The 16,834-nt window shown below is 37.1% G+C and carries 1 protein-coding gene; it reads left to right on the plus strand.

Translation table 11 applies throughout. The annotated features are described in order from the left end of the window. Nucleotides 1-195: 195 nt before the first annotated feature. On the plus strand, nt 196-16,833 hold the full coding sequence (locus Q0L65_RS13825) for a PKD-like domain-containing protein (protein WP_296687430.1): 16,638 nt from the start codon (nt 196-198) through the stop codon (nt 16,831-16,833). Nucleotide 16,834 lies beyond the last annotated feature (1 nt).

Below are 16,834 nucleotides of genomic sequence, written 5' to 3' on the forward strand. Positions count from 1 at the left end.
GGTAAAAATAAGCATAGTGTCGTAGGTTGTAAGTAATTTAGTTTAATTATAGTGTTTGGAGTCTAGAGTTGAAGTGGTATTTAGTTCTGAAATCAGGGCTTGTGTTATTTTATATTTAGGTATTAAACATATAATTATAGAAGAAAAAATTAAGAATATTACTTTCTTCTTTAAAATTAAATTATGAAAAATAGTATGAAAAATTCCCACTTGTTTCAATCTGTTATAATTGCGCTATGTCTGTTAGTAGGTGTTTCTTCTTTTTCAAAGGAGTTAGATGTAAAAACAGATACTACCATAGGTGCTGCTATAGTTACTCCAACGGTTTCTTCTTTTTCTCCTTCAGAAGGGTATGCAGGAACTATAGTGACTGTTACAGGAACTGATTTTACATCTACTTCTATTGTTAAAATTGGTACGACAACTATTCCGAGTACTAACATAACATTTGTTTCGAATACAGAATTGCAAGTAGTTGTTCCTTGTAATATTAGTTCGGGAGTAATAGATGTTGATGGTGGGGTATCTACTTCTTTTTTTACTTATAAGACGGCTTCAATAACAACTTCTTTCCCTGATTTATCATATTGTGTAGGAACATCAGTTCCTGTAGTTAATGTATCGGGAAGTCCATCGGGGGGTGTTTTTTCTTGGACAAATACAAATTCAAATATAGGATTGGCTACAAGTGGGACAGGAGCTATTTCTACTTTTACAGCAACTAATACCACCTCAGAACCTATCTCAGGAACTATTGAAATAACTCCTTCTATCAATGGGTGTGTTGGAATTTCAAAAATATATACTATAACGATTAATCCTAAACCAGTTGCCAACTCCATTACTGATTTAGTGGTATGTGAAGGAACTAATGTAAGTGGTATTGTTTTGACTGCAGCTTCTCCTTTGAATGGCTCTGGGACTTCATTTACTTGGACTTCTTCTAATTCGAGTGCAATAGGATTAAGTCAATCTAGTGGAAATACGTCTCCAATACCTACTTTCACCGCAAATAATTTAACTAATAGTGTGGTTTCTTCTGTATTTACAGTGACGCCAACATATCAAGGTTGCGTGGGTAATTCAGTACAATTTACAGTAAGTGTTCAACCAGAGAGTGTTGCAGGAACAATTTCAGGGCCGAGCACGACTTGTTTTGGAACTGCCCCAGGAGTACTTACTTTAAATAACAGCGTTGGTTCAGTTGTTAAATGGCAATCGTCATCCAATAATTCAACCTGGACTGATATTAGTGTATCATCAAATACGTATACTCCAGGAATTTTGACCGCTAATACTTATTTTAGAGCGGTGGTAAAAAGCGGTAATTGTTCAGAAGTGTATACACCATCGGTGTTAATTACTGTCAATGCGTTGCCTGTAGTTAATGCAGGTTTGGATCAAACAATTTGCTCTGGTAGTTCCGTTACATTAGTAGGAAGTGGAGCTACTACTTACACTTGGAATAATGGAGTTGTAAACAATGTTACTTTTGTTCCTTCGTCTACGACTACGTATACACTAACAGGTGTGGGAACTAATGGTTGTTCAGCAACTGATCAAGTAGTAGTAACTGTAAATCCAATCCCGGCAGCACCTACAGCAAGTTCTCAAACTTTTTTAACTTCTCAAAATAAAACAGTTGTGGACTTGGTAATTACAAGTGCAGGAGCACCAGTTTGGTACAATTCAGCCTCAGGAGGGGCGCTTTATGCAAGTTCGGCATTATTGACTACAGGGACCTACTATGCTGCTCAAAAAGTCAATGGTTGTGAAAGTACAGCTAGAACTGCCGTTACTGTTTCAGTTTTTTCAGATTCAGTGGGTGGTAGTGTTTCGGGGTCAACTACAGTTTGTAGTGGTGCCAATTCTACTGTTTTAACAATTTCGGGCTACACAGGAAGTATAAAAAGATGGCAATCATCTACAGTAAGTGATTTTTCGGCTAATGTTACAGATATTACTGTTGTGAGTGCTAATTATACGGTAACAAATTTAACTAGCCCATTGTATTTTAGAGCCGTTGTACAAAGCGGGACTACAACAGAAGCTTTTTCTTCGCCTGCTTTTATAGACGTAACAGCACCATCAAATGGAGGAGTATTAACAGCAACTAACTCAAGTGTGTGTAAGGGAATTTCAGGAGGTTTGTTAACGCTTGGTAGCGAAGTAGGAAATGTTGTTAATTGGCAGCAATCCATTAATAACGGAGCTACTTGGGTTGATATTCCTAATACTTCAACCAATTATAATGCACCTGCACTTACTGATACTACTCAATATAGAGTAGAAGTTAAAAACGGAATTTGTTCTTCTTCGTTTTCTAATGTTGTTACTATTGTAGTAAAAGATACTCCAACGGTGACCGACATACCTAATCAATCTATTTGTTTAGGGAGTACCAAAACTTTTGGAGACGTATTTGTTGCAGGTAATACTTATTCTTTAACTTCTGATTTGGGTTTTTCTAGTGCTACGAATCAATCAACTATTTTATTTAATACACTAGGAACTCAAGTTTTTACCTACATCGTAACAAACACCGCCTCTGGTTGTACTACTCAAGATCAATTTGAGGTAACTACAAATCCGCTTCCTACTGCAACAGTTATTGCTAATACAACAATTTGTCAAGGTACTTCTATTGCAATTGGTGGTACTTCAGTACTTGGATCAACCTATTCTTGGAGTAGCAATCCGATAGGGTTTAGTTCAACAAATTCAAATCCAACAGTTTCTCCAACTGTAACCACTACTTATACTCTTGAAGAGACTATATCAGCTACATCATGTAGGAAAGTGAATGCTGTAGTGGTTACGGTTCAAACTCCACCAGTAGTAACTATTGTTGGAGCTCCACAATACCATGTGTGTGAAACGACTAATCAAATTCAGTTACAATCCTCAGTATCTAATTATACTACTTCATCAATAGTATGGTCAAAAGTGATAGGAACAGGAAGTTTTGATTTTACTAATATTTTAAATCCAAAATATACACCAAGTATTTCTGATATAGCAGCTGGTTCAGTAAAATTACGAATAACAGTAACAGGTTTAGGAGCTTGTACTCAAACGTACTCAGAAGATTTAGTGATTATTATTGATAAAAAGCCAATTGCAAATGCAGGTCTGGATGTAGCTACATGTGGAACAAGCCCAATTCAGTTAGATGGTTCAGTATCACAAAATGCATTCAATTATATTTGGACTTTGCCTACCAATGTAACAGGAACTTTAAATACTTCTGATCCAGCAAAACCTATTTATACCCCAAGCACAGCAGATGTTTCATATTCTGGGCCTATTACTATTACTTTAGAAGCCACCTCTAATTCAACTTGCGCAAGCACATTTGATACTGTAGATGTTTTAATCACTCCAGCACCTGTGGTCAATGCGGGACCGCCAACAACGAGTATTTGTGAAGGATCGAACTATATTGTTCCATCAGGTTCTGCTTCTGTTCAAAATGTAGATGCCAATACTATCATTTGGACCAAAGGAACAGGAGATGGTACTTTGGTTAGTGCAACTTCGTTAACGCCAACCTATATTCCGGGGCCTAATGATATTGCAACAGGTTCAGTAACGCTAAAGTTAAGTGCATCAGGAAATAATGCCTGTTCAACACCTGTATCAGATAATCTTATTTTGAATATTATCAAAGAGCCTGTTGTAAATGCAGGTGCTGATATTACGGTTTGTGAAGGTTCTATAAATGTAGCGGCTTCGATACAAAATCCAGGAACAATTCAATGGACCACTTCTGGAGGAGGATATTTTATTGATCCAACAGCAAGTAGCCCAATTTATATACCGAGTAATTCAGATTTAAATTCTACAGTTACTTTGACTGTAACAGTGACCCCATTAAGTCCTTGTGGGACAACTAAATCAGATAGTGTTTTGTATCGAATTAATGCTAAGCCTACTGTTGTAGCAGGTGGTGATGTAACAATTTGTCAAACAACTCCCACTTATCAATTACAATCTACAGTTACCAACTCTTCTTCTATAACTTGGACATCAACGGGTTCAGGTACTTTTGATAATATTCATAATGAAGACCCAGTTTATACTTTAAGTCCCAATGATATAGTGAATGGTTCGGTTACTTTTACCGTTACTACAACTCAAGCAGGATGTACCAATGCCCAAGATACAATGGTATTGACGATTCAAAAAAATCCAGTGGCTAATGCTGGCTTAGCTCAGGTGATTTGTCAAGGGGACTCAGTAGTATTACCAGGTTCTGCGACTAATGCAAGTTCAGTTAACTGGGTTAGAAGTGGAGGGACGGGTTCTTTTATCAATGATAATACGACTAACCCTACTTATACTTCTACAGGAAGTGAGTCAGGAGTTATTTATTTGACCCTTGAAGCTAATGCAATTGCGCCTTGTACTATTTCATCAAGTTCGGAAACTACTATTACCATAGTTCCTAAACCAACTGCCGATGCAGGAAGTAATGCACAAATTTGTGAAGGAGAAACGTATACAATTAATAATGCAAATGCAACTAATTATGTAGGTTTGCAATGGTCAACCAATGGAGATGGAACTTTTACAGGAGGGAATACATTGACGCCAACTTATACCCCTGGTGTAAGCGATAAAAGCAATGGTTCAGTGGTATTAACTTTAGTAGCTACTAAAAACTTCCCTTGCAATGCCAATGCTGTAGATCAAATGACTTTAGTAATCAATAAAATACCATCGATTACAGTTATTAATCCAGATGTGAATCTATGTGTGAATAGTGGACCATATACTATTACAGGAGTAGTTCCCGTTGATTATGATACATTATCATGGACTACAACTGGTACGGGGACATTTTCGTCAACTACTACAGCGACACCAATATATTCACCTTCAGCAGCAGATTATACTTTAGGAACAGTAAAATTAAAGTTAACAGCTTCTAGAAATCCGTTGAATTGTAATTCTTCGACATTCAAAGAAATTACACTCCATTTTATATCAAAACCTACTGTAGATGCGGGGCCTCTTACTGCTGAAATTTGTCAAGGATTTTCATATGTAACTAATAGTGCTACGGCTAGTAATTATTCTAATGTTACTTGGTCAACATCAGGAACAGGAACGTTCATTAATGCAACTACTTTATTAGCTAGTTATACTCCTTCAGCTTCTGATTATAATGCTGGATTTGTTATTTTGACTTTATCAGCAAATCCAATAGCACCTTGTTCAGGACCAATCACTGATACTATTCGATTAAATTTACAAAAAACACCGGTAATTACTGTTCCAGCCGACACATCAATTTGTGTGAATCAAAACACGTTTAGCATAGGAGGGGTTTCAATTTCTCCTGCAGATGCTTACGATACGAATTCAATTGTATGGACTACAACAGGTACTGGAACTTTCTCACCTTCGGGAGATGCTTTGAATCCAATTTATAATCCTTCTACGGATGATATAGCTGCTGGTTTTGTAAATTTAAAAATTACAGTAAATCCAATTGCTCCTTGCGTAACTTCGGTATCCAACACATTCAAATTGTCGTTCCAAAAACTACCAGTAGCAACTGCAGGAGCTAATTTAACAAGATGTGCCTTGCCTTTTCAAATTACTTCAGCTACAGCTGATTTGACTACCGTTAATAATTTAGTTTGGACAACAAATGGTACAGGAACTTTTGATTATTCTAATATTATCGATCCTATTTATACACCTAGTGCTGCCGATATTTTAAGTGGTTCGGTGATTTTAACATTAACAGCGAATCCAATTGCTCCTTGTGCAATACCATCGGTGAGCAATTTTACACTAACCTTAATCAAATCTCCAATTGTAAATGTAGTAACACCACAAGCTACTATTTGTGAAGATGCTAATAATATTTTGGTATCTGGAACAACAGTTGCTAATGTTGCTTCTTATAATTGGACTTCTACCACAGGAACCATAATATCCAATTCGACTTCGTTAACACCTTTAGTAACACCAAGTGCAATTGACATTAGTAACGGTTATATCGATGTAACTATTACTGCAATTCCGAATGCGCCTTGTAGTTCATCGGTTTCAAAAACAGTACGTATTCCTATTCAGAAGAAACCGATTTTGAGTGCAGGAGCTTCTCAAACTATTTGCGAGGGTAGCGTAATTACAACTTCGGATGCTGTGACTACTCAAGTAACCAATTTAAAATGGACTAAAAATGGGGGGGATGGAAGTTTTTCTACTTCGGATACAAGTCGTGTTGTAGAATATATTCCTGGACCAAATGAAATTGCAACAGGCAAAGTGGTATTGACTTTGACAGGAGATGCTATAGCTCCTTGTTCAGGAACTATTTCGAATACTGTTGAGCATTTGATAACTAAAAACCCTGTAATTACGGTAAACCCAACCGAGGTTACTATTTGCGAAACAGACACGTATCAAGTACCATTGAGTCAGATTAATGTGATTAATCCAACTTCAGTAGCTTCTGTTCAATGGACAACTACGAATCCAAGTTCTTTAACAGGAAGTACTACATTTACACCAACATACAGACCTACTCCTGCAGACGTTGTTGCGGGTTATGCCAATTTAGTATTGACAGTAACTCCTATTGCTCCTTGTGCTACACCTATTGTTAAGACTATTAAAGTGAATATCACTAAAAAAGCTACGATTGATGCTACTCAAGCCAATTATACTTTTTGTGAAAATACACCAAAACAGTTAACAGCTGATTTTGCTAATCACGATGCCGCTACAATTCAGTGGCGAATAGTTTCAGGATCGGGAACTTTATCGGGAACCAATACGGCTACTCCAATCTATACTCCTGATGCTTTAAGTACAACTGTTATAATTGAAGCCAGTGTAGCTAGTAATTCGCCATGCAGTGTGATTACCACTTCTCAATTTACTTTGAATGTGATTAAGAAGCCAATAGTAACTTTTGCAAAAACAACCGATACTATTTGTAACACTCAAACTTCGTATGCGCTAAATGGGAATTCTGTTGCTAATGTAACAACCAGTACCACTTATTTATGGACAACAACAGGAACGGGTACATTTGCTAACAATACAGCATTGGTAACCACTTATAATTTTTCGGCAGCTGATTTATTATCTAATTCAGTAACATTAAGATTATTAGCAAAATCAGATGTTTTATGTGCATTGACGGATTATAAAGAGATTGTTATAACTATTAAACCCGCTCCAACGGTAAGTACAGTTCCTACTGAAACCATTTGTGAGGGAGTAGTGTTTACAGCTACAGCTATTGCTACGAATGAAAGTTCTGTGCTGTGGACAACTGTTGGAACTTCCAATGGGACATTTACTAATGCAAATTCTGAAACAGCTTTATACACACCAGGCACTAATGATACCACTAGCTTTACATTACGATTCACAGCTATTGGCGACCCTGTTTGTGCTTCGGCTACCACTACAAAAACAGTTACTATTCAAAAACAACCAATAGTTGATGCAGGTATAGAAAATAGAAATAATTGTTCCAACGAACCGTTTCAAATAACAGGAGTGACTGGACAAAATACAGGAACTATAACTTGGAGTTCAAACTCAAGTAGTGGTGTTAATAAAGGTACTTTTAGTAATCCGTCTGTATTAAATCCAATATATACTCCTAGTGCTGCCGAAATTGCCGCAGGAACACCTATTACATTAACAGTTACAGTAGATGCTATTTCTCCTTGTACTAATTCTGTTTCTGATTTTATTATTCTAAATTTAAATCCAAAACAGGTAGTCAATGCAGGATTAGACCAAACTATTTGCGAAGGCGCTACTATAAGTTTGGTAGGAGCTGTAACACATACTTCGAGTGTAAATTGGACAAGTAGCTCGTCAGGAGCTTCTGGATTTGTTAATCCAAATTCGGCTACTACAACGTACCAACCCAATGCTACAGATATTTTGAATGGAACAGTAACTTTGACGCTTCATGGGCTAAGTGATTCAAATTGTCCAGAAGTTGTGGATACAATGGTAGTAACAATTGTTAAAAAACCAATTGCTAATGCTGGCGCCAATGTTACCATTTGCGAAGGAACATCTTATACGTTAGTTAATGGGGAAGCCTCAGCACAAAATTATACAACGATTACTTGGACAGCAACAGGACCGGGAACTTTAGATTCGAGTACCATACATGGTTTAACGCCTACCTATAATCCTGCTCCAGGTCAGGTGGGTACAGTCACTTTAACAATGACAGCCTCAGGTTACAGTCAGTGTGGAACAAATGCTGTTACTACCAAAACTGTAACTATTATAGCAAAACCTTCTGTATCAGTTCCGAGTACAAGAACGATTTGTCAAGGTCAGGCATTGACATTGACAACAGCAGAAGTAACAGCTTCTGATTATACCGCCTTAAACTGGACATCTTCAAACGGATTAGGAACGTTTGCTCCTAGTACTAGTTTGGCTACAGTCTATACACCTACAGCAACACAATCCGGGACCGTTAATTTAAGATTAACAGCGACTGCTTTGAATGCTGTTTGTGCCAATGCTTTTGCAGAAGTAGCTGTTACAGTTATTCCTAGTCCAATAGTTAACGCAGGAGTAGATGCTACTATTTGTCAAACAGCAACCCATACAATTTCAGGGGCTAGTGTACCACCGGGATCAGTATTTAATTGGACTATTAGTGGTCCAGCTAGTATTAGTCCAGGAACAGAAACTACCCTTAATCCTGTTTTGGTCCCTAATGCAGGAGCATCAGGAACAGTAACATTGACTTTGACAGTTCAAGGTGGTACACAGTGTCCAACTCCTGTTTCAGACACCGTAACGTTAACAATTTTCCCTTCTCCATCAGTAGATGCAGGAACAAATCAAACAGTTTGTGAAGGAGTAGCTTTTGTTACTTTGAATGGAACAGCAACGAATGGAATTAATTATACTTGGACAACTGATGGAGCAGGAACTATTCAAACAGGAACTAATCCATTACAAGCTAAATATATTCCAGATCCTATTGATTATGCTAATTCTTCGGGAGTTAATGTAATTACGATGTATTTGACTGCAGGAGGAACCAATGGTTGTTCTCAAGTTGTAGATTCTATGACAATTACTTTATACTCTAAACCCAAAGTTTTTGCTGGAATTGATCAAACAGTTTGTCAAGGAACTACCGTTTCTTTAGGAACAGCTACCGCAAGTAATTTTAGTACCGTAACTTGGACTACATCGGGGAATGGTACTTTTGACTATTCAGGTTCTAATGGAGGAATAAAACCATCTTATATTTTAGGCTCAAATGATCTATCAACAGTTACATTGACGATGTCTGCGATGCCAAATGCCAATTGCTCACAAGTTGCAGTTACAGATCAAGTTGTAATTACAGTTCATAAAAATCCTAGTATTGTAGCTTCTTCAACAGAAATTACAATGTGTGCCGAGACATTTACCTTACCAGATGTAATAACGGTAAATAATGCAAATTCTATTTTGTGGACAAATACCACAGGAATGAGTACTGTTGGTACTATTATAAACGGAACTTCGGAAACTCCAATAGTAACGCCTACAACTGCTGAAATAGCAAATGGGTTTGTATTATTAACTGTAACAGCTCAGCCATTAAGTGGTTGTTCCACATCTGATTCAAAAGTAATTAAGGTAAACTTAGTACCTAAAGCTACAGCTAATGCAGGAACAGATGCAGTCTTTTGTCAAGGAACTCCAATAGTAGTTAATAGTAATGCTAGTGTAGCAAATACTACGAATTTTTATTGGACTGAAAATGGATCTGGTACAATTAAAGCTTCAACATTAAATACATTATTCCCAGAATATCTACCAGGATCTAATGAAACGGGAATGATTACGCTTACATTACACGCTTTAAATACGAATCCATGTATTAGTGAAGTTACAGATACTATGGTTGTGACTATCAATCCGCAGCCAACAGTTACTGCAGGACCAGATGCTACAATTTGTGAAACATCAACCTATAATTTAGTAAATGCCACGGCAGCAAATTATGATAATTTGGCTACTAATTTGGAATGGGTAGCCTATCAGGATAGTAACGGAACTACCTTGGCAACTGGAACATTCTCAAATGTACATTCTGTGAATCCTACCTATGTGCCAAGTACTTCAGATATAGCTTCAGGGAAGGTATATTTGACTCTTAAAGTAGCTAGTACAAGTTGCGGAACATTAGTTGCAGATACAATGGAATTGACAATTGCTCAAGGAACAGGTGTAAATGCGGGTGTAAATGCTTCAATTTGCGAGGGCAGTACGTTTACATTGTCACAAGCAACAGCAGATAATGTTTCTGCCGTATCATGGACAAGTTCTCAAAATAGCAACGGAACTTCAAGCTCAACGTACCAATCGGGAGTATTCAGTGATTCGTCAATTTTAAAACCAGTATATACTCCAAGTACAGATGATAGTAATTTAGGGTATGTTTATTTGAATTTAACAGGATCGAGTAATTCAACTTGCCCTGCTAATTCGAGTGTAATTCGTTTGGATATCGTTAAAAAACCTACAATATCTGCAAGTGATGTACAAATGTGCGTTAACAGTCCGCAGATTACTTTGAATGGGACAGCTTCTAACTATCAATCGGTAAATTGGAGTGTTCAAAGCGGTCCAGGAAGTATTATTGCTAATTCTACAAATCCTTTGAATCCTACATATAGTTCGGGATTATCAGTAAATGAGCCTACGAGCAAAACGGCAGTTGTTCGACTTTATGTAACACCAAAAGCAGGATGTCCTTCCTCTGCTGCAGTTTATGAAGATGTCACAGTAAATATTCAAGCTTTGCCTACAGTTGAAGCAGGAGTAAGTGGATCAACTTGTTATATTGCAGGACAACCTATTGCAGCCTTCTCAATCACAGGAACGGATGTTACCAACGGAGGTACTCAAAATTGGACAACTTCTGGAGCAGGAACATTTACTATAGGAAATCCTGTATTGTATAACTCATTTAGTAATAGTTGTACCTCTGAAGTATTGACCTTAACAGTGAATGGAGTAGGAGCTTGTAGTACTAGCACAAAATCAGATTCAGTAACTTTGACAATCAATTGCTCTGCGCCTAATTTAGGAACTATTTCGTCGAGTAATGGAAATACAATTTGTCAAAGTGAAACAGCTACAGTTACTTATACGGTTCCTGTAAATCCTAATGTGTTGACATACAATTGGTCGATACCTTCTGGAGCTACTTTAGTTTCGGGACAAAATACAAACACGATAACTGTTCGTTATGGAATAGGTTCTTTGTCAGGAAATATTTCTGTGTATGGAGCAAATGGTTGTGGAAACGGATCAATTTCTACTTTCCCAATTACGGTGAATGCATTGCCAACAGCTACTTCAATTAGTGGACAACAGCAAGTTTGTGCGGGAACTTCGGGGATTGTGTATACAGCTTTGGCTGTGCCAAATGCGACAAGCTATACCTGGACTCTTCCAAACGGTAGTACTGTAACTACAGCTTCTAATACAATTACTATCAATTATCAAACGACTGATGTTTCAGGTAATTTAAGCGTAGTGGTTAATAATGCTTGTGGGGCAGGACCTATTTCGGCTAATTATACAATTACGGTTGTTCCTAAACCTACTTTTACGAGTAATTTAACACCTGCGGCTATTTGTAGTGAATCAATATTCAATTATGTACCTACTTCATCAACTTCTGGTGTAACATTTTCTTGGACCAGAGCTACTCAAAGTGGTATTTCAAATCCAGCAACAACGGCTAATGGAAATATTAGTGAAGTATTAGTGAATACGACATCAAATCCAATTAATGTAGTATATCAATATACAATTCAAGGAGCTGCGCCGAGTTCTTGCTCAAATGTGGCTACAGTAACGGTGGCAGTTAATCCTACACCTAACTTAACATCTTCTACTAATGTAGTGGCAATTTGTTCAGGAACTACATTTAGTTATACTCCAACAAGTACTGTTTCAGGAACAATATCTTGGACACGAGCTGCAGTTGCAGGAATTTCTGAAGCAGCTACTTCTGGTACGGGTTCAATTAGTGAGATTCTAACAAACACCTCTTCTTCAACTAAAACGGTGGTTTATAAAATCACTTTACCAGTTAATAGTTCGGGATGTTCTAAAACATTCGATTTATCTGTTGTTATAAATTCGTTGCCAACAGCTACTATTTCGGGTTCAACAGCAGTGTGTAGCAATAGTACAAATCCAACGGTTACTTTTACAGGTGCCAATGGAATTCCTCCTTATACATTTACATACACCATTAATGGAGGAGCAAACCAAACCATTACAACCGCTACTGGAAACAGTGTTTCATTAAATGTTTCTTCAGCAAATGTAGGTTCATTTGTTTATAGCTTGGTTAATGTTCAAGATGCGAGCAGTTCAAGCTGTTCACAGCAGCAATCAGGTTCAGCTACTGTAACAATTAATGCTTTACCTGTATTAGTTGTCAATCCACCAGCTCCAGTTTGCGCGCCAAATACAGTAGATCTAACAGCGGTTACTACAGGATCAGATGCGGGATTGAATTTTACGTATTGGAGAGACAGTTTGGCAACTATTCCTTACACTACTCCAAGTTTAGCTACAGCAGGAACGTATTATATTAAAGCGACAAATTCAAATGGATGTTCTGATATTAAATCAGTAACGGTTTATGTTAATCCATTACCAACAGCTTCTATATCAGGAACGACTACAGTATGTAAAAATAGCGCTAGTCCTGTAGTGACATTTACTGCAGCTAATGGAACTGCACCTTATACATTTACATATACCATAAATGGAGGAGCAAATCAAACGATCACCACCTCTACGGGAAGTAGTGTGACTATTTTAGCATCTACTTCAACGGTAGGAACTTTTAATTATAGTTTGGTTAGTGTTCGTGATTCGAGTACTTCTGCTTGTACACAATCGCAATCAGGGACGGCAACTATTACTATTAATTCATTACCAACAGCGACTATCTCAGGTACAGTTTCGACTTGTGCTAATGCGGTAAATCCGATTGTGACATTTTCAGGAGCTAATGGAGTTGCACCTTATACATTTACGTATTCTGTCAATGGAGGTGTTAACCAAACAATTACTTCTATCTCAAATAGTGTGACGTTACCTGTATCTACCAATACGGTTGGTATATATACTTATAATTTGGTTAGTGTAAGCGATAGTAGTTCAACAGCTTGTTCACAATCTCAAACAGGAAGTGCAACAATAACCATAAATCCTTTACCAACACTTATTATTACGAATCCAGCTGAAGCTTGTGTACCTAATACAGTAGATTTAACCTCTACCACAACCGGTTCAAGCTCTGGATTGACTTACAGTTATTGGAATGATAATGCGACAACAGTTGCTGTTAGCAGTCCAAATACCATTTCGGTTTCGGGTACTTATTTTATTAAGGGAACAGATGCTAATGGATGTTATAATGTTAAACCAGTAGTTGTAAAAATTAATCCAGTACCAACAGCAACGATTTCAGGAACGACTAGTTTTACTGTTTGTCAAAATGCAACTCAACCTTTGATAACTTTTACAGGTGCTAATGCAACTCCTCCTTATGTATTCCAATACAAAATTAATTCAGGAGCGGTTCAAACGGTATCTACGACAGCTACAAGTAATACGGTATCAGTTGCAATACCTACATCGGTTGTAGGGAATTATGTAGTTACTTTAATCAGTGTGCAAGAATCGAGTGTATCGACTTGTAGTAATTCGTCAATAACTCTACCAAATCAAGCATTTATTAATGTTGAACAGGGAGGAACTATTACTCCTCAGAATGCGATGACGGTTAGTCAAACAATTTGTCAAGGTTCGTCAATGAGTCCAGCAGTCTTCACTATTGGAGGTACGGCATCGAGTGCTTTTGTTACGAATTTACCAGCAGGAATTAATGGTGTTTATAATTCAGTAGCTAAAACATTGACTTTGTCAGGTAATCCAACCGTAGCAGGAATATTTAATTATGTAATTCATACAGCAGGGTCCGTAAATGGATGTGATTCCTCTTACAATGGAACCTTGACGATTAATGCAGATGATATCATAAATGTTTTAACTCCAACTACAGTTAATCAAAAAGTATGTGCTTGTACTTCAATTCAGCCAATTGCTTACAACTTAGGAGGAGGAGCTACAGGTGGAGATGTAGTCTTTTCACCTCACGCCCCTGCAGGATTAATTTGGTCTATCGCTTCAAACACACTAACTATTTCAGGTAATTCTTGTGAGGTAGGAACATTTACATACACAGTACAATCGTATGGAATTTGTGATCAAACAACCTATTCGGGTACTATACAAATTGCACAGAATGCAACAGTTAACGTAGTTTCAGGAAATCCAAACACTACCGTTTGTATAGGAACTTCATTTGCTGTTCCTGTTACGTTTGCAATAACCCCTTCAACAGAGACACTGGTTCTTACAGGTGTGTTGCCTTCTGGAGTAACTTTTAACTCTGCAACGGGAATACTTTCTGGAACACCAACTCAAAGTGGTTCATTTCCTTATGTTGTTGCCTCATCAACAGCTTGTGGAACTAGTTCGGCTGGTACAATTATAGTAAATCCTGTACAGTCAATAAGCTTACTTTCAGGAACGGCTAGTCAGACCGTTTGTATCAATAGTACAATCAACCCAATTACTTTTACAGTAGCTTCTGGGGTAACGGGTGTAAATGTGAATCCAGCTATGCCAAATGGGATAACAGCTTCATTAAATAGTACAACAGGAATAGTAACTATTTCGGGTGTACCAACAGTAGCTACGAGCTTCCCTCAGAATTACAATATTACTACACAAGGAGGTTGTGGTTCGGCTGCAACAACAAGTATTAGTTTTGATATTAAGCCAGCTGCGAGTATTACTTTCTTGAGTAATTCGTCTTCTCTGAATCAAGCAGTTTGTCAAAATGGACCTATTGTACCTATCCGATTTACATTAGGAGGAGGAGCTACAGGTATTGTCAATCCAACATTACCAACAGGTTTGGCTATTTCATTGGATGCTTCAACAGGAGTCTATACAATCTCAGGAAATCCAACAGTTAATGGAACTTTTACCATTCCGATAACTACGACAGGTTGTTCAATAACAGAAAATATTGTAATATCTAATGTAAATTCTGCAGTATCAATTAATTTGATTTCTGCTGCAGGTACAGATAATCAAACTCTGTGTCAAACTAATTTTAATACTGCCATTGTTTCTGTACGTTACACTATAGCAGGGGCTACAGGTGTTTCTGTAACGGGATTGCCAACAGGAGTTAGTTCGTCATTCAATTCGACAACAGGTGAGTTGTTAATTAGTGGAATTCCAACCCAAGCGGGAATCTTTAACTATGCTATTACTACATTACCTTGTAGCAGTGTTAAAACAGGTGTATTAAAAGTATCGACCCCAATGGCCATTACCAATGAGTCAGTTACTAATGTAACTTGTAGTACTGCTCAAAATGGAGCTATATCAGTGACCATCATTGGAGGTGTAACCTCAGGTGGATTGTATGCGGTACATTGGTCAGGACCAAATGGTTTTCAACAAAATCAAACCAATATCACTGGTTTAGAAGCTGGAAATTATACCCTTAGCGGAACAGATGCTATTGGTTGTCCATTACCAACTAAAACCTATACAGTACAACCTGCCCAACCGATAGTAATTTCTTTAGTATCAACAACTAATGTAACTTGTAATGGAGCATTGGGATGTGCTAATTTCAATTATACAGGGGGAAGTGGTATTTATACGCAATTTGTTTTGAAGTATTTGGATCCATCTTCTCAAGCATTGAATACGGTTGTTCCTTTGAATAATAATTATTTCAATATTTGTAATTTGAAAGCTGGTCTTTATTATTTATCGGTTACGGATAGTAATAACTGTACTACAGATCCTTATTTGTTTACAATATATGACTACAGTACACTTAAAATTAATTCGGTTAGTTTAGACGAAACGTTATGTGCTAATACAGCGGGTAAAGTTAGAGTGTCAGTATCTAGTTTAGATAGTAATCTTACATTCTATTACAATAATTCATTAGTTTCTAGTGTTGATTTAGGTAATAATGTGTATGAAATATCAATTGCAAATCCAACAACTCCTGCCGGAATTATAAAGGTGATGAATAGTCAAAATTGTTGGGATACAAAAACAATAAATACAACGATTGTTAACCCACAGTTGAGTTATACATCATTAAATTTAACAACGTATGGCAATGTTTCAGTAAATGAAAGTGTTAAGTTTACTAACGGATTAACTGCGTCAAATATACCAGCAGAATACGATTATATCGTTTGGGATTTTGGGGATAATAGTCCACCAAAAGTGTTTTATAATCCAGAAGATATTAATCCAAATAGCTTAGGTGAAAGCATAACAACAGTGTATCATACTTATGCTATAGATGGATTATATCCAGTGACATTAACAGTCTATAATCAGTTTGGTTGTTCTCGTTCTATCACTGAAATTGTGACTGTAGGTCAAGGAGCTGGTATTATGTTACCAACGGCCTTTTCACCAAATAATGATGGTATCAATGATTTATTTAGACCTTCATTATTAGGGTTGAAAGAAGTAAGCATGAATATTTATGATAATTGGGGTAATCTTGTTTATGAAATTAGTTCTGATACAGCCTCACTTCCAGTCGATTGGGGTTGGAATGGTATAGAAAAAGTAAATTCAGAACCAGTTAATGGCACCTATCGTTATTATATTATGGCTAAAACTATTAATGATAAAATAATTGAAAAAGAAGGACACTTTATCCTTATTAAATAGT

It is taken from the genome of Flavobacterium sp. (assembly GCF_024642105.1).
Taxonomy (GTDB): domain Bacteria; phylum Bacteroidota; class Bacteroidia; order Flavobacteriales; family Flavobacteriaceae; genus Flavobacterium.

Excerpts from the sequence above, each read along its gene's own strand:
- Q0L65_RS13825 (WP_296687430.1), top strand. The coding sequence starts at position 196 with ATGAAAAATTCCCACTTGTTTCAATCTGTTATAATTGCGCTATGTCTG.